Here is a 25,449-nt window from a genome sequence, read left to right as displayed (position 1 = left end):
GGCAGGAGGGATTTGCGGTGGAACAGATGGAGGCATTAAGCAGAGAGGAAGGAAAGAAGGAGGAGGAACTGTACCGGGAGCTGCGGGAGGCAGAGGCGGTGGTGATCGGGGCAGGGGCAGGTCTTTCCACCTCTGCCGGATATGTTTATACCGGAAAAAGATTTCGGGATCACTTTCATGATTTTGAGATAAAATACGGTTTTCATGACATGTACAGCGGAGGCTTTTATCCCTATGAGACTCCGGAAGAATATTGGGCGTATTGGAGCAGATATATTTATCTGAACAGATATCAGGAGCCGCCAAAGCCGGTTTTTGAGGATCTGCTTAAGTTGGTGGAGGGCAGGGATTATTTTGTGCTGACAACCAATGTGGACCACTGTTTCCAGAGGGCCGGATTTGACAAAAAACGGCTGTTTTACACCCAGGGGGATTTTGGACTGTGGCAGTGTTCCGTGCCGTGTCATGAGAAAACATATGACAATGAAGAAGTGGTGCGCCGCATGTTTGCAGAGCAAAAAGATATGCGCGTTCCGGGAGAATTGGTTCCTCTCTGTCCGGTCTGTAAAAAGCCCATGAGCATGAATCTGAGGGCAGACGATACGTTTGTGGAGGATGCGGGATGGCATGAGGCCAGCGGACGGTATGAGCAGTTCCTGAAGGCGCATGAAAACAGCAGGGTTCTGTTTTTGGAACTGGGCTGCGGGATGAATACGCCGGGGATCATTAAATTCAGTTTTTGGCGTATGGCTTGTGAATGGCCGGGAGCGTCCTATGGGTGTATCAATCTGGGAGAGGCTTTTGCACCCCGGGATATAGAGGAAAAATCCATCTGTATCAACCGGGATATCGGCGGAATCTTAAATATATGGAGGAGGAGAATGGAAGATGAAAGCTAAGGATATGACCCAGGAGGAGCGTTTGGAGTATCTGATCCAATATTTGTGCCGGGATTCTGTCCGGTACAAAGGTCTCAGGGTTGAAAAAGCAGAACGGCGCGCCACACTCCGCTCCCTTATGAATATACGTATGCCGGGGCCGGTTTCAGAGGAATTTCTGGAAATACAGGATGCCTTCCTGCAGCAGGAGGCCGCGGAAAAAGGGATTGTGCAGGTGGAGGCCATTCCCACCATACAGGAGGCGTACGGGATAAACGGAAAGCTGGGCAGCAGGATTTCCCTGTGGCAGGGGGATATCACCAGGCTGTCTGTGGATGCCATTGTAAATGCGGCCAACTCCGGGATGCTGGGCTGTTTTGTTCCCTGTCACGGATGCATCGACAATGCCATACATTCTGCGGCAGGTTTAGGCCTGCGGGAGGAATGCGGGGAGATCATGGAGAGACAGGGATATGAGGAGGCCACAGGAAAGGCAAAGATAACCGGTGCGTACAACCTGCCCTGCAGATATGTACTGCATACAGTGGGACCTATTGTGTATGAAGCCCTTACAGAACACCACTGCAGACAGCTTTCCTCCTGTTATGAGTCCTGCCTTAGCCTGGCTGAAAAAAACGGGCTGGACAGTGTGGCATTTTGCTGTATATCTACCGGAGAGTTTCATTTCCCTAACGAAAAAGCAGCGGAGATTGCGGTAGAAACAGTGAGGGAATGGCTGGAACACAGCAGGATAGAGCGGGTGGTATTCAATGTGTTTAAGGATGAGGACCTTGAGATATATGAGAAAGTTTTGCGGGACAGACTACAATAAGACAATGAAGTGAGAGAGGCATAAGTATGATACCTGGGAGAACAGATTTTGAAATGAAAATTCTAAGTCCGCTGGTCAAAGTATTTCCTGAAGAAGCGCCTGTGGAAATGACGGAAAACATGAGGTACAGCGGTTTAAAAGGAGAGACGGTCTCGTTTCAGGCGGCTTATTATGGCGCCTGCATGACAAAGGAATACGCCCAAGTGGCAGTGGACTCTGAAATCAGGGATTGGATCCGCATCCGGAGCGTGGAGCTGGTGCCTTCCGCCTATCCCTGCAACGCAGCTTATGATGACAATTATCTGCGGACAACTCCGGGAATGTTCCCGGATTTACTGAGAGATTTAGAGGACAGCAAAGCAGCGCTTATCCCGCGGCAGTGGAGGGCCTTGTGGATCGACGCGGAAATTCCGGAGGATGCCGGGGCCGGAAGTTATGAGATCGTGATTTCTCTGAAAAACGAAAAGGGTGAGGACCTCTGCAGCGGCCGTGGGGAGATAAAGGTCATTGATGCCCTGCTTCCAACGCAGAAGCTGTATCACACAGAATGGTTCCATGGGGACTGTCTTGCGGATTATTACGGAATGGAGCCGTGGAGTGAAGAATACTGGGAAATGCTTGAAAATTACATAGAAGTCTATGGAAAAAGAGGTATGAATACGATTCTCACTCCTGTGCTGACGCCGCCTCTTGACACGGCGGTGGGCGGTGAGAGAACAACCATACAGTTAGCTGTCATTAAAAGGGAGAAGGGACATTATTCTTTTGATTTTTCGCGTTTGAAGAGGTGGATCGCGCTGTGCAGAAAATACGGGATCCGGTATTTTGAGATTTCTCATTTGTTTACACAGTGGGGAGCAAAATACGCGCCTAAAGTGATCGTACGGGAGGACGGGGAAGTAAAGAAAATATTCGGCTGGGAGACAGAATCCGATTCTTTGGATTACCGGGATTTCCTGAAAGAATACCTGCAGGCCCTCACTTCCATACTGATAGAGTGGGGGATGGAAGATTATGTGTATTTTCACACATCCGATGAACCTTCGGAAGAGCATCTGCAGTCATATCAGAGGGCCAGAAAAATGATAGAACCTTATCTGCAGGGATTCAAGACAATAGACGCGTTGTCGGATCATGCGTTTTATGAAAAAGGTCTGGTGGAAAAGCCGGTTCCGGCCAGTGACTGCATCGAACCCTTTCTGAAAGCAAAAGTTCCCGGACTTTGGACCTATTACTGTACAGCGCAGTGTACGGCGGTTGCGAACCGCTTTATGGCAATGCCTTCCGCAAGAAACCGCATTTTAGGTGTGCAGTTGTACAAGTTTGGAATAGAGGGATTTTTGCACTGGGGATTTAATTTTTATAATTCTCAGTTTTCTTTGAAGCATATCAACCCGTATGCTGTGACGGACGCTGATTCCGCATTCCCATCCGGGGATGCATTTCTGGTATATCCGGGGGATGATAAGAAGCCGGAAGAATCCCTGCGTCTGATGGTCCTTTTCCATGCCATGCAGGATATCCGTGCCATGGAACTTTTAGAGCATTTGATCGGCAGGGAAGCGGTTGTGAAAGAGATGGAGAAGGGATTGGGAAGAGAGATCACTTTTTCCGAATATCCGGTGTCTGATACATGGCTTCTGGATTTCCGCGGAAGGGTGAATGAGAAGATAGAGGAGATGACAGGTAGAATCAACACAGAGATGCCCTGAATGAAAACCGGAGTTTTTTGCAATGGTTTCATATAGGGAAAAGGTACTGGAGTATGCCGGGTGAATTTGTGATAACAATAAGCAGCAGACCGCTTGTCCTATACGGATGGGCGGTTTTTTGGTATGACGGGCATGTCCGTGTTCTGTGGTGAAAGTCCACATAGGCGTAGTTACCGACGAACTTCATAGCGACTCTCAAGGTTTGCATCGTGAGGTGCAGGCGAGAAGAAGAGATAGCGAAATCGTAGCCCTACGGACAGAAACCTGATAATAAGGCGTTTATGGCGGGTAAATTGGCCTAAGACAATGAGGCCCCAAAGGTAGCCGTAACCCATAGGCGTAGATCAGGAGGGTAGACGAGGAAAGAACACAGACTTATCCCGTGAGGTCTCATAGGCGGTTCCATTAGCCGTAGTAACAACGAACTGTGAGAAGTCAGCAGAAGCCATAGTAGGCAAACTCTGAAAGCCAGAGATAAACCGAAGGGCTGAACAACGTAACCGTGCAGACGAATGTATGTACCTGTGAATGTCTGACAGGCGGATGTAGGCAAAACGTATAGGAGCCGTAAACGCACAACATAAGAATAATCACAGGGGGCGGAAAGGAGCGAAGCACACAAAGTATGTCAGAATTGTTGGAAAAGATACTGGACAAGAGGAACATGAACGAAGCGTATAAGAAAGTTTGTGCCAACAAAGGCGCAGGCGGCGTGGACGGCATGGAGATTGATGAACTCGACGGATATATCCGTGGGAACTGGGAAAGTATCAAAGAGCAAATCAGAAAAAGAAGTTACACACCCCAACCGGTAAGGCGGGTAGAGATACCCAAGTCTAACGGAAGTAAGCGGAAACTCGGAATACCGACAGTCATGGACAGGGTAATCCAGCAGGGGATAGCGCAGGTCATAAGCCCGATGTGTGAACCGCTGTTTTCAGAGAACAGTTATGGATTCCGTCCGAATCGAAGCTGTGAAATGGCAATCAGGGAAATGCTTGTATTCTTAAAAGAGGGATATGAGTGGATAGTGGACATTGACCTGGAGAAATTCTTTGACAATGTACCGCAGGATAAACTGATGAGCCTCGTACACAACATCATAAATGACGGAGACACGGAATCGCTGATACGAAAATACCTGAAAGCAGGCGTCATGATTCAGGGCAGATATGAAAAGACGGACAGAGGAACGCCGCAAGGCGGAAATCTGTCACCGCTGCTGTCAAACATCATGCTGAATGAACTGGACAAAGAGTTGGAAAAGAGAGGACTGCGATTCGTAAGATATGCAGATGACTGTGTGATAGCAGTCAGAAGCGAAGCAAGCGCCAAACGTGTCATGTATTCCATTACAGACTGGATAGAGAGGAAACTCGCACTAAAGGTAAATGCGGAAAAGACGCATATCACAAGACCGGGCAAGCTGAAGTATCTGGGCTTTGGGTTTTACAAAGACCCAAAGGCAAAGGAATGGAAATGCAGACCGCACGGTGAATCCGTGGCAAACTTCAGACGAACACTAAAGAAACTGACAAACAGAAGCCAGAGCATGGCATTTGCGGAAAGGGTGCAGAAGCTGAACAGGGTAATCAGAGGGTGGATAAACTACTTTGCGTTAGGCTCAATGAAAACGGCAATGAACGACATAGACGCTCATTTGCGTACAAGGTTAAGAGTAATCATCTGGAAGCAATGGAAAGTACCGTCAAAACGGCAATGGGGATTGCAGAAGCTGGGAATAGGAAAAGACCTGGCAAGAGTGACAGCATACTGCGGCAACCGCTACCAATGGATAGTGACCAAAACGTGTGTAGTCAGGGCAATCTCAAAAGAAAAACTGTTACAGGCGGGGCTCGTAAGTTGCTATGACTATTACATGGAACGCCATGCTTTGAAGTTATGTTGAACCGCCGTATGCCGAACGGCATGTACGGTGGTGTGAGAGGGGGATTAAATTCCCCCTACTCGATTCATGCGGGAAAGCCGTGCGGATGTACGTGCAGGTTAAGGCTGTCCCATCGGAACTGCTGTGCCCCTCTTCATCTCATCCGGAAAGAATGTCTGGGAGGGATGAAGAGAGGTTTCATCCGGAGCGGCTCTACTGTTACAGAGGCCTTCGGGATACAAAAAAGCTTCCGGCGGTAGCGCAGGGCATATTTATCAGCCGCCATGGGCATTCTGTTAAGGAATGCGGAAATAATCTTTTGCTATCTGAATAAAATCCATAGCATAGGAAGTCAGATAGGCACCCTTCCGGTAAGCCAGGATCGTACTTGTAAAGGCATCGGGGTCATGGAGGGAAAAGCAGACCGGAGGGGTGGCAAAGGTCATGTTCTGGATATAAGTTTCCGGCGCAAAGCAGATCCCTTCATTTTGCTGGACAAGCAAAAGCGCAGCCTGTGTATTCCGTGTGTAGAACGGAACTTTTGGTTCTATACCGTACTTTTTCAGGAGCTGTTCAGTTATGGCCCCTGTATTCTGCTCCGGAAAATGCAGAATGAATTTTTCGTTTCCAAGCCGGGACAAATCCGCCTGGGGATAAACACAGTCCTGACAGGAAAGGTTTCCTGCTTCTTTGGCAAGAGGGTGGGCTGGGGAGACCGCCAGCAGGATCTCTTCCCGGCCCAGAGTTTCATATTCCAGTTTGGGATTCAGGTTTCCGTCGCTGAAGATCGCAAAATCAATCCGGCTGTCTGTGAGAAGACGTTCCTGGATAGCGTAAGTCTCCTCCAGAAAGTTCAGACGGATATTGGGATGTATCCGGCGAAAAGCAGGCAGGATCTTGGGGATCATGCAAGAACTGCGCATCAGGGGAAAGGCAACGTTCAGCTCGCCGTCATTTAAGGAACACAGATCATCCAGCTCCTTCTCCCATTCATGGGTCAGTTCCAGTACACGGGATGCGTATTCCATATACCGTCTTCCGGCATAAGTTGGGATATAGCAGTTATCAATCCTGTTGAACAGCTTGACACCCAGTTCACGTTCCAGTTTTCCGAGATGTTTGCTGAGGGTTGGCTGGGAGATAAAAAGCTCCTGAGCGGCTTTTGTCATATTCTGATGTTTGGCAATACAGAGCACGTAGTTCAATTCGTGGATGTTCATAGATTTTCTTCCACCTTTCCGCAGACAGTGTTTTAGGTTGGCCATGGGATTTTTACCCGGCTGTTGGACGGCACAGTCAATGTCCGGACCTACTGGATCGTTACCGAATGGCTGCCACTATTCCACTTTGGAATAGAATTTATAGTTAAGATGAATTAGACTTCCGATCAGGGTTATCATACAATGAAAATGGAAAAGAATCAAGGAAATACGAAGAGGAGAAAATCTATATGAAACAGTGGCTGGAAAAACAATTTAAATTATCAGAGTTTCATTCAAATGTCAGAACAGAGCTTCTGGCAGGTCTTACTACATTTGTGACCATGGCCTATGTTCTGGCAACAGTGCCCAACATGATGGAGTCCGCAGGGCTGGACAAGCACGTAATGTTCACTGTGCTGATCTTGCTGGTCATCCTCACAACCTGCGCAATGGCGTTTTATACAAACCGCCCCTTTGCACTGGCGCCGGGACTTGGCAGTGTAGGTATCGTAACCGCAATGATAGCAAATGACGGGATCGCACCGGATGTTGCCTCCGGCGTAATATTCTGGAGTGGCGTGCTGTTTATCGCAATATCCTTTTTGGGACTCAGGGAAGCAGTGGTAAAAGTCATTCCCGTAAGCCTGAAACACGCAGTAAGTGCAGGTATCGGCCTGTTTATTGCGCTCTTGGGTGCAAAGAGCTGCGGCCTGATCATTGCCAACGAGGCAAAGAAAAGCCTGGGATTCGGTGACCTGACCGTGCCCACTGTGATTGTGGCAGTGATTGGCTTTGTGATCTTACTGATACTGAAAACAAGAAATGTACCGGGGGATATGATCCTGGCCATTGCCATTACCACACTGGTGGGAATCCCTTTTGGCGTTACAAAAATGCCGGAAAGCCTATTCACCATGCCGGCCAATATCGGCGGGCAGTTCCTGAACGTTGATTTTCTGGGAGCATTGAATTTTGCCTATATTCCCTTTTTGATCGCCCTTTTTGTCCCTGACTTTTTCTCCACCTTCGGAACCGTTCTGGGTGTAGGGGCAAAAGCGGGATATCTGGACGAGGACGGCAACCTTCCGGGAATCGACAAATGTTTCAAGGTAGATGCAGTGGCAACCAGCTTCGGCGCACTGTTCGGTATGCCCAGTATGACCACATATCTGGAGTCCTCAGCAGGTGTGGAGGCAGGAGGAAAGACCGGTTTGTCGGTGGTGTTCACCTCTATATTCTTCGGCCTGGCACTGTTCCTTGCACCGATCGCCCTTATGATCCCCTCAGCAGCTACTGCCCCGGTGCTGATGTATATTGGAATCAACATGCTGGGCGCCATGAAAAACATTAAGTTTCATGATTTTACAGAGGCATTTCCATCCTTTGTATGTATTGCGTTTACTATCTTCGGAAACAACATTGCAAACGGTATCTGCGCCGCGCTTCCGACCTATGTGGTCATGAAGATCTCAGCGGGAAAGATAAAAGAGATCCGTCCCGTTATGTGGGTGCTGGTGGCAGTCTGTCTGCTCTATTTCTACTCAATTGTGTAAGATGGGAGGTGCCTTATGGAAAAGGCGGATTTACTGATAAAAAACACAAAAGTCTACAATTCATACCTGAAATGTTTTATGCCTGCTGATGTATATGTGCGGGAGGGAAGGATATTCTATGTGGATACCAGACAGGAGGAAACGCTTTCTCCGGGTGAGGTGCTGGACGGCAGCGGATATCTGATGCTTCCCGGATTTATTGACATACACATGCATATTGAAAGCTCTATGATGACCCCGGTTTCCTTTGGGGAACGGGCAGCTTCCTGCGGGGTCACGACACTGGTTTCGGAACCTCATGAGATTGCTAATGTCATGGGAGTACAAGGAATCCACGAGATGATCAACGGGGCAAAAGATTCGCCTATTGATATTTTTTACGGAATTCCCAGCAGTGTTCCATCCACAAACGAGAGCCTGGAAACCACAGGCGGGGTCATCGGATTTGAGGAAATGAAGCATCTCATGAGAGAAGAGGGCGTTGTCTGTGTGGGAGAGATCATGAACTACCGCCAGATTGTCAAGGGCACTGAGATGGAGATCACCAGGTTTCTGGATTACCTTAGGGAGGAGGAGCCTCAGGCAGTGATTGAAGGCCATTGTCCCTCTTTGGTAGGTCTGGATCTGGCAAAATTCCTGTACAGGGGAATTGACGGGGACCATACAGAGCACACGCTGGAGGAGATCAGACAGCGTTTTGAAAATGGCATGTTTGTGGAACTCCAGGAGAAAATGCTGAAACCGGAGATTCTGGATCATATTATTGAAAACAGCCTTTTTGAGCACTGTTGTTTTGTCACGGATGATACCATGGCAGATGCTTTGCTTGAAAAAGGACAGCTTAACTATATTGTGAAAAAGGCCGTGGAGATGGGATTTCCTCTTGAAGAGGCAATATACTGCGCGTCTTATACCCCGGCAAGACGAATGAATCTCAGGGACAGAGGTGCTTTGGCACCGGGAAAAAAGGCGGATTTCCAGCTTGTGAAAGAGGAGGCAGTATCCGGTTTTGAACCGGATCTTGTGTTCAAAGACGGGAAGGAGATCTTCCGCAAGGGAAGAGACGGAAGGCAGTTAAAGCCTTATGGCTTTCCAACGGAATTTTATCACTCGGTACATTTGGAGAAGATAGAGCCTGAAGATCTGGAGCCAAAGGTCCGGGTGAAGGAAGGCTCTGTGCAGGTGCGGGTTATTGAAGTAAGTGACGGCCGCACGCAGACAAGAGAAAAACATGTCTCTATGGAAGTGGAAAATGGCCGTTTAAAATGGCAGGAAACCGGGTGTGTGCTGGCAGTTGTGCTGGAACGTCATGGAAAGAATGGCAATATAGGTTATGGATTTGTGACCGGTGATTGTCTGAAACGGGGAGCGGCAGCTACCACCTATTACCATGACCATCATAATCTAATGGTGATCGGTGCTGATCCTGAGGATATGCTCACAGCGGCCAGACGTTTGATCGAACTGCAGGGAGGAATATGTACGGTGGAGAACGGTCAGGTGACAGCGGAACTTCCGCTGCCTGTATGCGGTATCCTTTCAGAACTTCCGGCGGATGATATTGGCAGGATGCTGGGTGATGTGAGAAGGAGCCTGGCGGGGCTGGGGTATGAGCATTATAATCCGATCATGTCGCTTTGCACGCTGGGGCTTCCGGTGAGTCCGGCTTTGAAATTGACGGATTTTGGGGTGGTGGATGTAGAAAAAGGGGAAGTGGTGGAACTGGTTGTGAGGTAGGATAGATAGGGCGGACGGAAGTGGCTGGGAGAGGACCGGGGGAGGGAGATGCCTGTGAGCGAAGCGTTCCGCTGCCACGGAGCTAACCTGCTCCCATCTACTAAATTCATCGGCAATGGCCTCTTCATTAAGTAGCTGGGGCAGGTGGATCTCCGCGGCGCTCCACTATACATCGCTCACACGCATCTCCCTCCCCCCGGTCCTCTCCAAGCCACTTCCTGTTTGTCTACGACCCACAGATTCTAGGCAGGATGTAAGAGTAAATAACTTAAACGTATACATATTTTTAAGTGAGAATCGCCCCTATAGATCGAGTGAAAAAAATGAAAAAAGATGATTAGAGGCAGAGGAGGAGAGTAATGGGTCTCCTCTACTGACATGAGATTAAACCATGAAATTATAAAAATATGGTCTCACTCTTTAAAATTACTGAGGTAGATTGAATTAATACACAACCGGAGAGAAAACCAGGGCTGTTGCGGCGGGGTGCGGTCCTCCTGGGGCAGACATTGCGATAGTGAGCCTGAAAATCCATCGGTTACGGAGACTTGGCGCGAAGCCTTTGCTGAGCGTCTTAGTCGAAGTTAGCGATTAGTTGAAGGGGAACGAAGCTGGCTGCCCCAGGAGGACCGCACCCCGCCGCAACGGCCCGTCCTATTATCCAAGAAACTTCCGCAGCCACCTTCCTTTTTATAATTTTTTCCTGGTAATTCCCCCCTCTATAGTGACTTTTTCCCCTCTAAATGTTATAGTGATAGAAACCCGAAAAGAAGGAAGTTTTAAGGAGAATAAGATTGCTTATTGTTGTCTTGTCTGTTCGGAGTGTTCGGTTTTTATTGCTGCTGGGACAGGGGATGAAGAACTGAAGGAAAAGGATCCGGAGCACTGCGCTTTGTGCGGCGAATATCCATGTATACTTATTGATTCCTATGTCCCGTAGGGCAGTGAAAACAGAAATAGATTAGAAGGATTACGAAAGCAAAACAGGAGAATTAGAGAATGAATATACTTGTACTTAACGGAAGTCCCCGTAAGAATGGAAATACGGAAATAATGGCGGATGCTTTTATAGAGGGGGCCCGCAAAAAGGGGCATATGGTTGAAAAAGTGAATCTTGGGAACAGGAAGATCGCGCCTTGTCTGGCCTGTGAATTTTGTTTTACCCATAACGGTGTGTGCGTGCAGAAGGATGATATGGCGGAGATACTGGATAAGGTGGATAGCGCGGATATGATCGTTTTTGCATCACCTGTGTACTGGTTTTCTATCAGTGCGCAGTTAAAAGCTGCTATTGACAGACTGTATGCAAGAGCCAGAAAAGGATTTAATATCCGGTATGCGGCACTTCTTTTGGACTCCGCCTCCGATGGTGTTTACCGCTCTGCGATTGCTGCCTATGAGGATATCTGTGCCTATTTGAGATGGGAAAATAAGGGGATACTTACTGTTCCGGGGATGGATGCTAAGGGAGATATGGAGCACTCTGAAGGTGTGAAAAAAGCATATGATCTGGGAATAAACCTGGCATCAGAATAGCCGGGAGGAGGATGGCGCAAGGGATGGAAAAAACAAAAACGTTAGTCATTGGAATCGCCGGGGGAAGTGCTTCCGGTAAAACGACTATATGCGATAAGCTGTCTGAACAGCTTCAAGATCATAGAGTAAAAGTCTTTCATATGGATGATTATTTTAAACCGGAAGAGCTGCGTCCCCGCTCCCGTGCACTGGTTGGGGAGCGGGAGTACGTGGACGATAATCATCCGGACACTATGTACCTGACACAGTTATATGAGGATATGGCAAAAGAAAAAGAAAGCGGTAAGGTGCAGATCATATTGACAGAAGGACTCCTTACCCTGTACGATGATGCCATTTTGAGCCTGTTGGACCTGAAGCTTTATGTAGACTGCCGTGCGGATGAGAGAATCCTGCGGAGGCTGAAACGAAATATGCAGAGAGGGCTTTCCGAGGAGGAAATCACAGATGTTTATCTGGATGTGGTGAGATACCGGCATGACCAGTATGTGGAACCCTCCAAATGGAGGGCTGATATGATCCTGAATGGGGCTAATCCTTCTGTGGTGTCCATGGAAATGATCACAGACTATATAAAGAGATCGCTGTAATAAAATACCGTCTTCTGAATGAAATCATTCGGAAGACGGTATTTTTTTAGTCGGGAACTTTATCGGGAAGAGGGATCTTTCCGTCAAAGATCCGTTTAAAGATCAGTGAAGCAGAACCGATCAGCGGTGCATTTTCACCGAAGGAAGAAGGATAAAGACGTATATTCTGAAAGCCGTGATGGAACATATTGGCATTCATATAAGCCTCCATTTCATCCAGATAGATGGGGGTCAGTTTTGGCGGGATCTCTCCAAATATGATGACCTCCGGATCATAGAGATTGGCGATAGTGATGAGCAGGGTTTTCAGCGCATACCGGCACGCTTCCAGGCGCTCTTTCTTCGGTCCATCCAGTTTGTTATCCTGTATCATCTGCCAGAGATTGGAGACGGAATCGGTCCCCATATCGTCCAGGAGTTTTGAGACGCTGGTGTAGGTTTCAATACATCCTTTCTGTCCGCAGGAACACAGAGGACCCTGCGGATTGATGGAAATGTGCCCGATTTCACCCGCAAATCCCGCGCTTCCGTGGAGTAGTTTTCCATGGATAATGATCCCGGCGCCCACACCGGAGCCAAAGCCCACATAGGCAAGGGTATCTGCCGTCTTTCCCACACCGTAGAACTGTTCTGCAATAGCGCTGGCGTTCATATCGTTGTCAAGATAGACCGGCAGATGAAATTTTTCTTCCAGTAATTCTCCCATATCCAGATTCCCAATGCTGCAGAAATTGGGAGGGTAAAGGATCTTTTTCTGCGTAATGTCAAGGGGGCCGATAGACGCAATCCCTATACCTGCCATAAAACGGTCTTCATGGGCGCGCAGAGCCTTTTCAACCAGGGAAACCAGTATTTCCGACAGGGAAAGGTTGTCTGCGTTTTGAGGCAGCGCGCAAAAATCATGATACAAAATATTTCCCTGTATTTCCGCGATCAGGCAGTGCACCTCATACCGTTTCAGTAAGATCCCTATGGCATGGATCCTTCTGGGGACAATGGAAAGGGCGGATGGCTTTCTGCCGCTGGCATCTCCGGTGTACCAGGTAGAATCCCGGAAGGGTGAATATTTTCTGTCTTCCACATAGCCGTCTGCAACCAGGTCATTGATAAGGCCGCTGATAGCCATTTTGGACAAACCCAGATGAGAGGAGAGTTCTACACGGTTGGATGCCTCCCCAAGGGCCAGGGCTTTGATAATGGCAGCCCGGTTGCTGGTTCTTAAAAACTGCATATTTTTTGTGGTTCCCATACAATATACCTCTATCTCGGCTTTGCCGTACTTTTTCGTATGATCAGGTGGGGTTCAAAGCTTATGGTCTGCTTTTCCGCCTCCGGTCTGGAGATTTCCAGAAGTGCGCGCTTGGCGGCTTCCCGTCCGATTTCATATGTGGGCTGGTTGACCGTGGTCAGCGGAACCTCCAGCATATCGGAAAAATCAATATTGTCAAAGCCCACAATGGACATATCATCAGGGACAGACAGTCCTTCCTGCCTCAGGCAGTGGTAAGCTCCCAATGCCATCAGATCATTGAAGGCAAAGACGGCGGTTGCGTCTGTCTCTTTTAAGATCTGTTTTGTGGCTTCGTTTCCGCTGTGCCGCAGATAGTCACCGTGAAATACATATTTTTTAGGCAGGGGGATTCCCGCGTCACGGTAAGCCCACTCGTAACCTGCAAGGCGCTCCTGCGTGCTGTCTGAGTTGGCGGGACCGGTAATGCAGACAATGTTTTTGTGCCCCAGAGACAGCAGGTGGCTGACCGCATTATAGGCGCCTTTTTTATTATTGAGCTTTAGGGCACTGCAGTTGAGGGCGGGATTGCAGCGGTCAACTGTGATGATGGGAATAGGGGAATCGTTTATAAGGTCTTTGTAGGAAGGTATATAGGTCCGGTCGATATTGGATGCCATGGCAAGAATGATGGCATCCACACCACGGGATCTTAATACTTGGATACTCTTTAAATCCCGTTCGGGACGGTCGCTCGTATTGCTGAGTATAATATTCCGGTCATGTTTCAGCATTTCATCATCGATTCCCAAAGCCAGATTAGCAAAAAAGTGGTTGCTGATATCAGGGATGATAAGCCCAATGGTCTTTGTCTCCTGTTTTACAAGACCAACCGCAAGCTGGTTGGGATAATAATGCATTTTTTCGGCAGTTTCCAGGATCAGACTGCGTGTACTGTCTGAAACACGGCATTCCTTTTTGTTCAGGACCAGTGAGACTGTAGTTACAGACAGATTCGTTTCTTTTGCGATGTCTTTTAATGTTACCCGCATATTTTCACCTCGTAAATACTGGTATGCCGTCTGCCAGTTGTCTATAGCAACGGTACACTGTATGGTATTGCAATCTGATTTTATCATGTGTAAATTCTGAATGCAATGAGTTGTTCTGTATTGCAGCATTATCTGTAAAAATGATAAAGCGTTTTAACATGAATACAGGGGTAGCGCCGGAAAACTAGGGGCAAAATGATAGGAGATTAATAGTAAAAAAAGTTTATAAAAAATTAAAATGCACAAAATAATAGAAAATAAATCAAAAAAAGTGTTGACAATGTAGAAAAAGCGTATATAATGTAAATCATAAATAATGATAAAACGTTTTATCAACCAGAGAAAGGAAAATGGCTTATGGAGATAGGTTATACGGTTTGGGAATGGGGGCTGGAATCAGAAGAAGACCTGAAGACAGCGCTTAATGACATGAAAAAGCTGGGCTATCATAATTTTGAGAATTTCATTGGCATGGCTGATCTGTATCAAGGACGTGAGGAGGAGTTTAACCGGCTGGTAAAAGAATACGGACTGAAATTTGCAGCTTTATACCATTACATACGTGATATGGATGCTGACCATGTGGGAGAGGCAAAAAAATATTTGGAGTTCTGTAAAAAAACCGGAGCCAGGATCATGAATATCCAGGCACCGGCAAGGAACGGAAAGCCATCCCGGGAACATCTCCTGCAGTTGTCAGGTATCCTGGACGAGATTGGGAAAATGGCTGCAGAGTATGATGTGACACTTTGCCTCCATCCTCATTTTCAGATGACCGTAGAACAGGAGGACGAGATTGACTTTGTGGCAGAGCATACAGATCCGGCCTATGTAAAATTTTGTTTTGATACGGCGCATACGGTACTTGCGGGAATTGATTTTGAACGTCTGTTTGAGAAATACAGGGGAAGGATCGGTTATATACATCTGAAAGACCAGGATACAGAAGTGGATGTGGAGGATTACAGGTATAAGTGGATCCATGAATGGGACAAACATCAGAGATTTTATGAACTGGGCACAAAAGGAATTGACTTTCCGAAAGTCCTAAAGCTGCTGGAAAAGAACGGCTATGACGGATACCTGGTGATAGAGAACGATACCCCTACGGTGAGCAATTATGAAGGTGCCAAAACAAACAGGGAATATGCAGCAAAAATACTGGGAATGTGAGAGCGGGGGAATAGATCGTGCGGAAGGAAGGAATTTTAAATACTGATATCTGTTATGCCATATCATCACTTGGTCATACGGATTACATGGTGATCGCAGATCCGGGACTTCCCATACCGGAGAATGTAACAGTCATTGATATTTCACTTGTAAAAGGAGTACCCGGATTTATGGAAGTTTTTGATGCAGTGACGAGGGAGCTGGTGATAGATTCCTACATTTACGCGGAAGAGATAGAGGCATCCGGCACGGAACTTCTGCAGCACATGCAAAAAAGACTTTCCAATGTACCGGGCCGGAAAATGCCTCATGAGGATTTAAAGGACATGCTTCCCAAGGCGAAAGTGATTATCCGGACCGGTGAGTGCACACCCTACGCCAATGTCATATTAGAGGGCGGCGTTAATTTTTAAGAGGAGGAACATACATGGAAAAAATGTTGGCGGCGGTTTTTGAGGATGTTGGAAAACTGGAACTGAAAATGGTCCCGGTCCCTCAGATCCGGAAGGAAGATCAGGTGCTTGTGGAAGTGGAGGCGGTTAGTATCTGCGGGACAGATGTACATATCACAGCAGTGCCGCCCGGATACCAGGCAACCCCCGGTACCATCCTGGGCCATGAGCTGGTTGGGAAAATTGTAGAGAAAGGAGAGGCGGTGGGACATCTCCAGGTGGGAGACCGGGTTGTGGTAAATCCAAACGACTACTGCGGTGTATGCCAATACTGCAGAAAGAATCTTCCCAATGAATGTGAGAATATCATTCCTCTGGGAATAGACTATGACGGTGCTTTTGCAAAATACTGCCTGATTTCCGGGAAAGTCGCATATAAGATTTCAGAAGAGGTGTCATCAGAGGCCGCGGCATGTACAGAACCTCTGGCCTGTGCCATCAACGGATTTCATAAAGTGAACATTCTGCCGGGAGAGAGTGCGGTGATCATCGGCTGCGGGCCTATCGGACTGATGATCGCCATGCTTGCAAAGGCATCCGGCGTGGGAAAATTATTCCTGTTGGAAGCTGCACCCTACAGAATTGCGTTTGCAGAGAAGCTTGGGCTGGGGGAAGTCATAGATGTGAAAAGCAGGAATGCCGGTGAGATCATACGGGAGCAGACAGGGATCGGTCCGGATTACGTTTTTGATGTGACGGGTTCCCAGGTAGTGCAGGCAGTGGATCTGGTGAGAAAAGGCGGACGCGTGGTACTTTTCGGTGTGAATAAAAAATCCGTCAGTCAAGTGGCACAGTGTGAGATCACCACAAAAGAGATCACGGTTCACGGAACTTGGCTCGCCAACGCAACCTTTCCGGAGGCCATCCGGGTTCTGGAAGAACACATGGTGGATATGGAGAAACTTGTGACAGACGTAATCCCTCTTGAAGAACTGAAGTCAGGAATTGAGAAGCTGGCAAAGGGAGAAGCGGTAAAAGTTGTAGTGAAGCCTTAAGGACAAGGAAAAAGAATTGGAGGAAAAACGATGAAGAAGAGAGCTTTAGCAGGATTTATGGCAGCAGCAATGGCAGTATCCATGGCAGCATGCGGTGCACCTCAGGCAGTGAACGATGACAGTGACAACCAGAAAACAGAGCAGAAGGAAGAGAACAAAGCGCAGGACAGCGGGGAGGAAGGGGAGAAGAGTACGGGAGGCAAGACCACGCTTACTTTGATCTGCCACCAATCCAGAAGCAATATCGGCGAGGGAGGCTTTACCACCGGTTTCTTTGGGGCCCTTGATGCATGGCAGGAGGAACACCCGGATGTGGAAGTAAAAGTGGAGGAGATGGACCAGACGGCATATCAGACAAAGATCAACTCCCTGGGTGCCTCCGGTGATATACCCGATCTGTTCATGATGAAAGGTTCCTGGACGAAAACGTTCGTGGAGAACGGATGGGTATCGGATATTACTGCGGAACTGGACGCAGACCAGGAATGGAAGAATGCTTACATAAAAGGCGGATTTGACGCAGCAACAAGAGACGGAAAGAACTATGGTGTTCCCCAGGAGAGTATGTCCACAGGTATGGTTTATTATAATTCAGACATGTGGAAGGAGATTGGATATGAGACTTTCCCGGAGACATGGGATGAACTGCTGGATGCAGTGGATAAATTTAAAGAAAAAGGCATCACACCATTTGTCATGGGAAATAAGCCTAACTGGCCTGCAGAGTCCTGCTGGTTAAGCACACTGGGAGACCGTTTTACAGGACCGGAATGGACACAGTCCATACTGGATGGTTCAGGCGCCAAATTCACGGACGAGTCATTTGTAAAAGCGCTGACTGCTTTCCAGGAACTGGCCCAGAGAGGTGCTTTTAATGAAGATATCAACTCCATTGATGATACAGAGCAGAATACGGTGTACTTCAACAAGAAAGCAGCCGCCATCGTAAACGGTACCTGGTTTATCCCGACTATTGACAACACTGCTCCGGAGGATGTAAAAGCTGCAACAAAACTGGCGATCCTTCCGTCTGTTGAGGGCGGCGCAGAAGACCAGAAGACAGTATCCGGCGGGCCTGCCTGGTTTATGGCTCTGAGCAGCAAAGTGACAGACCCGGCAAAACGTGAATTGGCTATGGATCTGCTGAAAGCACTGACAGATGAGCGCCAGGCAAACGTGACAGCTTCCATGGGCGGTGTTACCGCATGGGCAAACCCGGAGTATGATACCGCTAAAGTTCCGGCATTATTTAATGAATATAATGACATGATCAAAGATATCACTGCTGTCCAGATCTATGATGCCTGCATGGATGCATCTGTGATCGAGACCATGAATGTGGGACTTCAGTCTCTGTTGATCGGAGAGAAGGCACCTGAGGAATTGGCAGAAGAGATACAGATGGAACAGGAACTTGCACAGTAAAGAAACAGGATCATAGAGAATGACGTAAATTCGCGGGGATAAAATCCCCGCGATATTAGAAAAGGGGGTACCGGCTTGAGAAAATCCACGCTGAAGCCTAAAACGAGAATGGCAATTATTGTATGCCTGCTGCCAGCTCTCCTTGTTTATACCTATGTGGTTATCCTGCCGATCATCAATGCGTTTAGCTACAGTTTTTATAACTGGTCGGGGGGACCTCAGGCGAAGTATGTAGGATGGAAGAATTATCAGATCCTGTTAAAGGACACATCCTTCTGGCATGCATTCAGCAATAATATCTGGATCGCAGTTCTGTGCATTTTGGGGCAGATTGGCATTGCATTTGTTTTTTCGGCGCTTTTGACGTCCCGGTTTGTAAAATTCAAAAAACTTCACCGTGTCGTGGCCTATTTTCCGGCCACCATATCCGCAGTTGTTGTAGGTTTTACCTGGTCCTTTATTTTTAACTATGACTATGGACTGGTAAATGTGATCTTGAGAGCCTTGCATCTTGGAAGCTTTGCAAAACCATGGCTGGATAATCCGAATACGATCATCAGTGTTGTCAGCATACCGCTGATCTGGCAGTACATTGGCTATTATATGGTTATTATCATGGCGGCTATGACTTCCATTGACCCAAGTATATACGAGATGGCCGAGCTTGACGGGGCTACAGGGATACAGAAGGCAGTAAAGATAACGCTTCCGCTGATCAAAGGTTCCATAGCGGTGGCGGTTATGCTGTGTATTGCAGGTAATATGAAGATTTTCGACCATATTTATGTTATGACAAACGGAGGCCCAGGAACCAGTTCTATGGTCATGGCGCTTCAGGTATATAAGACAACATTTATTAAGAACCAGTTCGGATACGCCAGTGCCATGTCTATTGCTATTCTGGTGCTGAGCCTTGGGTTGGTTGGAGTCAGCAGGCTGGTGATTACCAGACCATGGAGAAAGGAGAGTGATTACTGATCATGGCAGATATAAAAAGAAATACTGTGCCGGTGAAAAAGGCCGGAAAAAGTATCGGAAAAGTAATCTGTAATGTAGTGCTCCTGCTGTTTTCTTTTTCCTGCATCTTTCCAATGGTATGGATATTTTATTCCTCTTTCAAAACACAGACGGAATTCACGCAGAGCTCAACCGCACTTCCGCAGGCATTGAATCTGAAAAACTACATATCCGTATTTACCCAGACAAAACTGGGGATGTATATGCTGAACAGTGCCAGGAATACAATTTTATCGGTATTGATCATAATCGTGTTCTCCTTCCTGGCCGGTTATGTCCTTTCCAGATATCGTTTTAGAGGAAGAAGCCTTATCTATAACTATTTTATCATGGGTATGCTGATCCCGGTACATGCACTGCTTGTACCTATGTATGTACAGCTCAGGCAGAGCGGGCTTACCAATCACTGGTATACGCTGCTGTTTCCCTATGTGGCGTTTGGGCTTCCCATATCTATCATGTTGATCGAGAGTTATATTGCATCCATACCCAAAGAACTGGAGGAGGCGGCATCCATTGACGGCTGCGGATTTTTCCGGTGCCTGTTCCAGATCGTATTTCCGCTGGCAATGCCTATATTGTCCACAGTGGCCATCATTCAGTTTTTCGCGGTATGGAATGAATTTTCATTTTCATTGATCCTGGTGAACAGTGATACCCTGCGGACGGTTCCAGTAGGGCTGACCATGTTTAAATCCGCGTATACAGTGGACTATCCCAGGTTAATGGCCGGTATCATGACAACCACGCTGCCGGTCATGATCCTGTACTTTGTATTCAGTAAGAGAATCATAGAAGGTATGGTGGCGGGAGCCGTGAAAGGTTAAAGTTGGAGGAAAAATTATGTATAAGACATTGGCACCGGATTGTATCGGACACAAGGCCGGGCTTGAAATATCTGCACCTGTTGCGAAGAAATATGGTTTTGAGGGAATCTGGTTCAATATGGAACGGGATGCCCGGATGCCTGTAAAAGAGACAAAGATGCTGCTGGAAAAATACGGTCTGAAGGCTGCAGGTTTTGGTCTTCCCGTGGAATACAGAAAAGAGGAGTCTGTTTTCAGAAAGGACATGGAAAAACTGGAGGAGTACGCCGCGTATGCCCGGGAATGCGGGATGCACAGGTGTATCACCTGGATCATACCGGCCAGTGACGAGCTGACTTATGAAGAGAATTTCAATATGCATCGTGAAAGACTTGGGGAGGCTGCCCGAATCTTAAAAAAATACCATATTTCACTTGGCCTGGAGTTTTTAGGGCCGCCTAAATTAAGAGCGGGGAAAAAATATGAATTCATCCATACCCTGGACCAAATGCTGGAACTGTGCAGGGCTATCGGGACCGGAAATGTGGGGATCCTGATGGATGTGTGGCACTGGGACATGGCGGGGCAGACATTTGATGATTTTGCAAAATTTCCGGATGAATCCTGGGTTGTCTGTGCGCATATTATGGACGCGCCTGCCGGAATACCCAGGGAAGAACAGGTGGATGTAGTCCGCGCGCTTCCAGGAAGTACAGGGATCCTGAGGATTGGGGAGTTTTTTGAAGGCTTGAAACATATGGGATATACCGGACCTGTTCTTGCGGAGCCGTTTGTGGAAGAGTTAGGAAAAATGGAATTTGAAGAAGCTGTGGCGGTAGTAAGCAGCGCCATCAATAAAGTATGGCCGAAAGAGGCATAAAGGAGGCATTATTATGAAATCATTGGTTCTTGGAAATAATCAGGCATATCTGGAGGAGGTTCCGGATCCTGTTCCTCACGGAGAGTGGGTAGTTGTCAAAGTGGAATCCACACCCATCTGCGGGAGTGACAGAAAAGCTTTTGTTTCCCCCACACCTGTTCGCGACGCAGGGCATGAGGGTGCCGGCGTAGTAGTTGCTGCAAATGGGTCTAACCTGCTTAAAGAAGGGGACAGAGTGATCCTGAATCCTCTTTCCGGCTGCGGACACTGCTCCTTGTGCCGTTCCGGTAACTATATTTATTGTACGGATAAGCCTAAGTATTTCAGTCATTTTGCGGAATATGTGCTGGTACAGGATTTCGTCTGCACAAAACTGCCGGATGATATCACTTATGACCAGGGTTCCCTGGGTTGCTGTGCTTTGGGTCCCGCGTTCAGCTCCATCAAAAGGCTCAATGTAAAGGGGTTTGACACCATTTTGATCACAGGCCTTGGTCCTGTGGGGATGGGTGCCATTGCAGTATCGAAGTTTCTGGGCGCCAGGGTCATCGCCCTGGACAGTGTTCCTTTCCGTAAAAATATGGCAAAGGAAATGGGCGCTGATGTGGTTCTGGATCCTACAGACCCTGACATCAAAGAAAAGATCAGGGAAGCGAAAATGGGTGCACCGCTTATCAAGGCAGTAGACGCCTCAGGGAACGGAAACGCAGAGAGACTCTGCATTGATATGATGGACCCAAGAGGTTCCGTGGCGTTTATAGGGGAAAACCACAATACAGTTCCCATCTGTCCCAGCGATGATTTTATCAGAAAGGGACTAACTCTGATCGGTTCCTGGCACTACAACATGGACGACAGGGAGGAAATGTTTGCAATCCTCAGGCGTTCACCTGTTGTACATAAAATCATTACAGATGTATATGGATTTTCTAATGTACAGGGAGCTTTTGAAAAGTTTATGGGACAGGATACCTGTAAAGTGATTTTAAAACCCTGGGAGTGATATGACGAAGAGGGAATGAAAATTGGATAAGAAAAAAATACTTGTAATAGGAAGCCTTAACATGGACTGGGTCCTGAAGGTGGAGGACATCCCGGTCATAGGAGAGACGGTACTCGGAGGGGATATTCAGGAGTCACCCGGAGGAAAAGGCGCCAATCAGGCTTTCGCGGCAGGGCGGCTGAACGGAGATGTAACCATGCTGGGGGCAGTGGGCTGTGATGAGAACGGCAGAACACTGCTGGAAAACCTGAAGCTTGCAGGCGTACATACAGAATTTATAAAGAAGAGCCGGAAGAAAACCGGGCTTGCGATCATCACGGTAAATGCAGACGGTGACAATTGTATAACCGTCTCACCCGGTGCTAACCTTGCATGTGATGTTTCTTATATAAAAGAGAATCTGCAGGTGATAGAGGAATGCAGTATTCTGCTGGTGCAGATGGAGATCCCCCATGATGCGGTTTATTATGCCATGGAACAGGCTCACCGTATGGGAAAGACTGTGATCTTTAATCCCGCACCGGCGCCCGCCCAAATCCGTGAGGAAGCATATGCGTGGATCGACTACATCACACCCAATGAGACAGAACTGCAGAAACTGACAAAAATCAGAGATACAGAGCAAGAGGAGATAGAGAGAGGATGCGCCATACTTCTTGAAAAGGGGATCAAAAATGTGGTCGTAACACTAGGAAGTAAGGGTGCTCTGCTGATGAACAAAACTGTCAGAAGAAATTTTGCTGCAAAAAAGGTGCAGGTTGTGGATACCACGGCAGCGGGGGACACTTTCAATGCTGCAATGGCAGTATTTCTGGCAGATGGAAAAAACATTTTCCAGGCAGTGGAGTTTGCCAATGCAGCGGCAGCTCTCACCGTGCAGAAAAAAGGCGCCCAGAATGCGGTGCCGCACTGGAAGGACCTGGAGGAAAACCATAAAATGGTCATATAGAATGGGGGAACAGCAATATGTTTCGATTGGAGATAAACAAAGACTGGAAACTGCACGAAAGCCTGTTGCGTGTGGAAAAGGAACAGTGGGCCTATGTGCATGGTCTGAAAGACGGATGGTATACATGCAGCCTGCCTGCAGATGTAAGGATGCCGCTTATAAAAGAGGGGGTTATCAAAGACCCGGTACTGGCAGATTACTGCAGGGAATCTGAGTGGATAGAAAAGAGAGCCTGGTGGTTTGAGCGCACTTTTGACAGCAGTGAAGTGGACAGAGATGAGGATATTATTGAGCTGATCCTGGAAGGTCTGGATTCCAGAAGTGATATTTTTATCAACGGACAATATATCGGCAGCCATTACAGTGTTCACTATCCATTCGTGTATGACATCAAAGAGATGATCAAAGAGGGTGAAAACGTGATCACAGTCCGGGTGACCAGCGGACTTGAGACTGTGTCAGACCAGGATTTGTCAGAACTGAATCACGCTGTGTGCCTGGAGACGGACAACGGGGGAAAATACCGGGGGGATGCCAGAAGGGCATTTGTCAGAAGACCGCAGTATACGGTAGGATGGGACTGGGGACCAAAAGTGATCACCTGTGGTATCACAGGCGGTGCCAGGCTGGAAGGCCACAAAAAAATAGCACTCAGGGAAGTCTGCCTGCATACAGAAGAAGTGGGGGAACAGGCAAAATTAAAACTGATGCTGAACGTGGAAAACCTGGGATTCATCAGTTCCAGAGACGGAGCGTATAAAGTCAGGATCAGCTATGAAAACAAGCCGGTCTTTGAGCAGACTTATGACGACAGGCTGTTCACATCGGGATATAACTACTTTGAGGAAGAAATCACACTATCCGATCCGGAGCTTTGGTGGCCCAATGGCTATGGAAAACAGCCCTTGTATGAAGTGCAGGTGGAGGCAGCGTGTGAAGGAAGCGTAGAAAAATATCCCGCATTTTCCTATGGTATCCGTAAGCTGGAGCTGGACACAAGCGTTCTGGAGGGAAAAGACCGGAAGTTCCAGTTTGTGATCAACAACAAGCCCATTTACTGCAAAGGCGGAAACTGGATACCAAATGATTTTATCTATGCCAGAGTTACGGATGAAAAATACCGGGTTTTGATCGACGAGGCGGCAGAAGCCAATTTCAATATGCTGAGAATCTGGGGCGGAGGCCTGTACGAACGAGATATTTTCTACCGGCTCTGTGATGAGAAAGGAATTTTAGTCTGGCATGACTTTATGTTTGCGTGCTCCACATATCCGGACCATCGCCAGTGGTTTCGGGAAGAGATGCGCAGAGAATTCGACTATCAGACAAAACGTCTGCGCAGCCACTGCTGCCTAGGACTTTTCTGTGGTACAAATGAAGTACACTGGCTTTTTAATTCCACCGACAATCCAAAGTGGGGAATTGAATTCACCTATGAGCACCAGTACGGCATGTACGTTGCAAACATACTATCAAAAGAGATCATACATGCAAACTGTCCCTTCATCCCTTACTGGAACAGTTCCCCATATGGAGGAGAACTTCCCAATGACGATACGGTGGGGGATATCCATCACTGGCAGCAGGCATACATGAGCAAAAAGATGGAAGAGCGTATCGAGGCAAAAGACTACGACAAGATCAAAGCAAAATTTGTCAGCGAATACGGCTATGTAGGCCCCTGCTGTATGGAAACGATCCTGGAGTACATGGACGGGCAGCCCCTTTGCAGAACCAGTGAAGTATGGCAGATGCACAACAACGTCTTTGAAAAAGACACTGTAAATACAGCTATAGAAAAGAATTACGTGGACCATGCAGACAAACTGTCCCTGGAGGATTACATTACCTATGCAGGCATGGTACATGGAATGATGTACGGGTATTCCCTGGAGGCCATGCGTTTTAAGGAACAATGCTACGGCGGCCTTTTCTGGATGTACAACGATGCATGGGGAGAAGTGGGCTGGACGATCATAGACTACTACCTGAGAAGAAAAATCGCCTATTACGGTGTGAAACGTGCCCTTGCCCACCGGAAATTCACCATGCGTCTCATAGACGGCAGCATTATCCTGCATGGTGCAAACGATACCCCGGCCCCCCTGTCCGTAAAAGCAGACTTCGGCTATGTATCTTTTGACGGTACGATTCGCGAAACAAAAGAGATCCAACTGGAAGTATCCCCCGGGGAACGAACCTATCTTCTGAAAGAGAAACTTCCGGACAGAGATTACAAAAAAGGAACCATCATGCTTTACATCCATGACGAGAACATAGACAATATATGGCTGCGCTTAGACGATATGCGAAACCTTGCCTTTGAGAAAAGTCCTGTCATCTGTACAGCAGACCATCAGGAAGGCAGTGACAGGACCCTCACCGTTCACTCAGAAGCGTTTGCCCACGGCGTGCACATAAAAGGCAACTACAGATGTTCCGACAATTATTTTGACCTCCTTCCCGGGGAAACAAAAACATTCACCATCAAAAATGCCGGGCAAGCCTCACTGGAACTTACATCTGTAAAATAGGAGAACA

21 protein-coding genes are annotated in these 25,449 nt (G+C 47.6%); 18 read left to right on the top strand and 3 right to left on the bottom strand.

Annotated elements, in window-relative coordinates:
- Positions 1 to 26 precede the first annotated feature (26 nt).
- The 4 genes from C6P39_RS05445 to ltrA all read left to right on the top strand — a co-directional run bounded on the left by C6P39_RS05445 (position 27) and on the right by ltrA (position 5,331).
- On the top strand, positions 27 to 899 hold the full coding sequence (locus C6P39_RS05445; RefSeq protein ID WP_104805859.1) for an SIR2 family NAD-dependent protein deacylase: 873 nt from the start codon (positions 27 to 29) through the stop codon (positions 897 to 899).
- A 4-nt stretch (positions 900 to 903) separates the two neighbouring features.
- Positions 904 to 1,710, top strand: coding sequence for a protein-ADP-ribose hydrolase (locus tag C6P39_RS05440; RefSeq protein ID WP_104805858.1), 807 nt, complete (start codon positions 904 to 906; stop codon positions 1,708 to 1,710).
- Between the two features lie 26 nt (positions 1,711 to 1,736).
- On the top strand, positions 1,737 to 3,422 hold the full coding sequence (locus tag C6P39_RS05435) for a DUF4091 domain-containing protein (protein ID WP_104803090.1): 1,686 nt from the start codon (positions 1,737 to 1,739) through the stop codon (positions 3,420 to 3,422).
- 625 nt (positions 3,423 to 4,047) lie between these two features.
- Positions 4,048 to 5,331: a group II intron reverse transcriptase/maturase gene (ltrA, locus tag C6P39_RS05430; protein ID WP_104803089.1), complete on the top strand. Its 1,284-nt coding sequence runs from the start codon at positions 4,048 to 4,050 to the stop codon at positions 5,329 to 5,331.
- 275 nt (positions 5,332 to 5,606) lie between these two features.
- Here the strand turns inward: ltrA and C6P39_RS05425 are convergent, their stop codons facing one another.
- Positions 5,607 to 6,530, bottom strand: a complete 924-nt coding sequence (locus tag C6P39_RS05425) for a LysR family transcriptional regulator (RefSeq protein WP_104803088.1) — start codon at positions 6,528 to 6,530, stop codon at positions 5,607 to 5,609.
- A 230-nt stretch (positions 6,531 to 6,760) separates the two neighbouring features.
- On the opposite strand from C6P39_RS05425, the gene C6P39_RS05420 reads away from it, so the two are divergent.
- From C6P39_RS05420 to C6P39_RS05400, 4 genes are all read left to right on the top strand, one after another.
- On the top strand, positions 6,761 to 8,065 hold the full coding sequence (locus C6P39_RS05420) for an NCS2 family permease (RefSeq protein ID WP_104803087.1): 1,305 nt from the start codon (positions 6,761 to 6,763) through the stop codon (positions 8,063 to 8,065).
- Positions 8,066 to 8,080: 15 nt separating this feature from the next.
- Positions 8,081 to 9,802 (top strand): adenine deaminase C-terminal domain-containing protein, encoded by a 1,722-nt coding sequence (locus C6P39_RS05415; RefSeq protein ID WP_104803086.1) that lies wholly within the window; start codon positions 8,081 to 8,083, stop codon positions 9,800 to 9,802.
- A gap of 999 nt (positions 9,803 to 10,801) precedes the next feature.
- Positions 10,802 to 11,338 carry a flavodoxin family protein gene (locus C6P39_RS05405; RefSeq protein WP_104803084.1) on the top strand — a complete coding sequence of 179 codons (537 nt, stop codon included), beginning with the start codon at positions 10,802 to 10,804 and terminating at the stop codon, positions 11,336 to 11,338.
- A 23-nt stretch (positions 11,339 to 11,361) separates the two neighbouring features.
- Positions 11,362 to 11,928 (top strand): uridine kinase family protein, encoded by a 567-nt coding sequence (locus C6P39_RS05400; protein ID WP_158661466.1) that lies wholly within the window; start codon positions 11,362 to 11,364, stop codon positions 11,926 to 11,928.
- 46 nt (positions 11,929 to 11,974) lie between these two features.
- Here the strand turns inward: C6P39_RS05400 and C6P39_RS05395 are convergent, their stop codons facing one another.
- Entirely contained in the window at positions 11,975 to 13,177 is a 1,203-nt protein-coding gene (locus C6P39_RS05395; RefSeq protein WP_095176067.1) for an ROK family transcriptional regulator, read from the bottom strand.
- Between the two features lie 11 nt (positions 13,178 to 13,188).
- The gene (locus C6P39_RS05390) at positions 13,189 to 14,208 is read right to left on the bottom strand and encodes a LacI family DNA-binding transcriptional regulator (protein ID WP_104803082.1); all 1,020 of its coding nucleotides are present in this window, start codon (positions 14,206 to 14,208) and stop codon (positions 13,189 to 13,191) included.
- 357 nt (positions 14,209 to 14,565) lie between these two features.
- On the opposite strand from C6P39_RS05390, the gene C6P39_RS05385 reads away from it, so the two are divergent.
- From C6P39_RS05385 to C6P39_RS05340, 10 genes are all read left to right on the top strand, one after another.
- On the top strand, positions 14,566 to 15,381 hold the full coding sequence (locus tag C6P39_RS05385; protein WP_095176069.1) for a sugar phosphate isomerase/epimerase family protein: 816 nt from the start codon (positions 14,566 to 14,568) through the stop codon (positions 15,379 to 15,381).
- Between the two features lie 17 nt (positions 15,382 to 15,398).
- Positions 15,399 to 15,794, top strand: coding sequence for a D-ribose pyranase (gene rbsD, locus C6P39_RS05380; RefSeq protein WP_095176070.1), 396 nt, complete (start codon positions 15,399 to 15,401; stop codon positions 15,792 to 15,794).
- A 14-nt stretch (positions 15,795 to 15,808) separates the two neighbouring features.
- A complete protein-coding gene (locus C6P39_RS05375) occupies positions 15,809 to 16,828 on the top strand; it encodes a zinc-dependent alcohol dehydrogenase (protein ID WP_095176071.1) in 1,020 nt (339 codons plus the stop codon).
- Between the two features lie 30 nt (positions 16,829 to 16,858).
- Positions 16,859 to 18,253: an ABC transporter substrate-binding protein gene (locus C6P39_RS05370; protein ID WP_104803081.1), complete on the top strand. Its 1,395-nt coding sequence runs from the start codon at positions 16,859 to 16,861 to the stop codon at positions 18,251 to 18,253.
- A gap of 75 nt (positions 18,254 to 18,328) precedes the next feature.
- Positions 18,329 to 19,231 (top strand): carbohydrate ABC transporter permease, encoded by a 903-nt coding sequence (locus C6P39_RS05365; protein ID WP_095176073.1) that lies wholly within the window; start codon positions 18,329 to 18,331, stop codon positions 19,229 to 19,231.
- Between the two features lie 2 nt (positions 19,232 to 19,233).
- Positions 19,234 to 20,097, top strand: a complete 864-nt coding sequence (locus tag C6P39_RS05360) for a carbohydrate ABC transporter permease (protein ID WP_095176074.1) — start codon at positions 19,234 to 19,236, stop codon at positions 20,095 to 20,097.
- Between the two features lie 16 nt (positions 20,098 to 20,113).
- Positions 20,114 to 20,956 carry a sugar phosphate isomerase/epimerase family protein gene (locus C6P39_RS05355; protein WP_104803080.1) on the top strand — a complete coding sequence of 281 codons (843 nt, stop codon included), beginning with the start codon at positions 20,114 to 20,116 and terminating at the stop codon, positions 20,954 to 20,956.
- 13 nt (positions 20,957 to 20,969) lie between these two features.
- Positions 20,970 to 21,959, top strand: coding sequence for a zinc-dependent alcohol dehydrogenase (locus C6P39_RS05350; protein WP_095176076.1), 990 nt, complete (start codon positions 20,970 to 20,972; stop codon positions 21,957 to 21,959).
- 22 nt (positions 21,960 to 21,981) lie between these two features.
- On the top strand, positions 21,982 to 22,908 hold the full coding sequence (rbsK, locus tag C6P39_RS05345; RefSeq protein ID WP_095176077.1) for a ribokinase: 927 nt from the start codon (positions 21,982 to 21,984) through the stop codon (positions 22,906 to 22,908).
- 17 nt (positions 22,909 to 22,925) lie between these two features.
- Positions 22,926 to 25,442 carry a beta-mannosidase gene (locus tag C6P39_RS05340; protein WP_104803079.1) on the top strand — a complete coding sequence of 839 codons (2,517 nt, stop codon included), beginning with the start codon at positions 22,926 to 22,928 and terminating at the stop codon, positions 25,440 to 25,442.
- The last annotated feature ends 7 nt before the right edge of the window (positions 25,443 to 25,449 follow it).

It is taken from the genome of Blautia marasmi (assembly GCF_900258535.1).
Lineage (GTDB): Bacteria > Bacillota > Clostridia > Lachnospirales > Lachnospiraceae > Blautia > Blautia hominis.
This window is presented reverse-complemented; position numbering and strand designations above follow the sequence as displayed.

Coding starts and splice junctions, on each gene's coding strand:
- C6P39_RS05445 (WP_104805859.1), top strand. CDS start 27: ATGGAGGCATTAAGCAGAGAGGAAGGAAAGAAGGAGGAGGAACTGTAC.
- C6P39_RS05405 (WP_104803084.1), top strand. CDS start 10,802: ATGAATATACTTGTACTTAACGGAAGTCCCCGTAAGAATGGAAATACG.
- C6P39_RS05370 (WP_104803081.1), top strand. CDS start 16,859: ATGAAGAAGAGAGCTTTAGCAGGATTTATGGCAGCAGCAATGGCAGTA.
- C6P39_RS05350 (WP_095176076.1), top strand. CDS start 20,970: ATGAAATCATTGGTTCTTGGAAATAATCAGGCATATCTGGAGGAGGTT.
- C6P39_RS05435 (WP_104803090.1), top strand. CDS start 1,737: ATGATACCTGGGAGAACAGATTTTGAAATGAAAATTCTAAGTCCGCTG.
- C6P39_RS05415 (WP_104803086.1), top strand. CDS start 8,081: ATGGAAAAGGCGGATTTACTGATAAAAAACACAAAAGTCTACAATTCA.
- C6P39_RS05400 (WP_158661466.1), top strand. CDS start 11,362: ATGGAAAAAACAAAAACGTTAGTCATTGGAATCGCCGGGGGAAGTGCT.
- C6P39_RS05375 (WP_095176071.1), top strand. CDS start 15,809: ATGGAAAAAATGTTGGCGGCGGTTTTTGAGGATGTTGGAAAACTGGAA.
- C6P39_RS05420 (WP_104803087.1), top strand. CDS start 6,761: ATGAAACAGTGGCTGGAAAAACAATTTAAATTATCAGAGTTTCATTCA.
- ltrA (WP_104803089.1), top strand. CDS start 4,048: ATGTCAGAATTGTTGGAAAAGATACTGGACAAGAGGAACATGAACGAA.
- C6P39_RS05355 (WP_104803080.1), top strand. CDS start 20,114: ATGTATAAGACATTGGCACCGGATTGTATCGGACACAAGGCCGGGCTT.
- C6P39_RS05385 (WP_095176069.1), top strand. CDS start 14,566: ATGGAGATAGGTTATACGGTTTGGGAATGGGGGCTGGAATCAGAAGAA.
- C6P39_RS05340 (WP_104803079.1), top strand. CDS start 22,926: ATGTTTCGATTGGAGATAAACAAAGACTGGAAACTGCACGAAAGCCTG.
- C6P39_RS05390 (WP_104803082.1), bottom strand. CDS start 14,208: ATGCGGGTAACATTAAAAGACATCGCAAAAGAAACGAATCTGTCTGTA.
- C6P39_RS05425 (WP_104803088.1), bottom strand. CDS start 6,530: ATGAACATCCACGAATTGAACTACGTGCTCTGTATTGCCAAACATCAG.
- C6P39_RS05395 (WP_095176067.1), bottom strand. CDS start 13,177: ATGGGAACCACAAAAAATATGCAGTTTTTAAGAACCAGCAACCGGGCT.
- C6P39_RS05440 (WP_104805858.1), top strand. CDS start 904: ATGACCCAGGAGGAGCGTTTGGAGTATCTGATCCAATATTTGTGCCGG.
- C6P39_RS05360 (WP_095176074.1), top strand. CDS start 19,234: ATGGCAGATATAAAAAGAAATACTGTGCCGGTGAAAAAGGCCGGAAAA.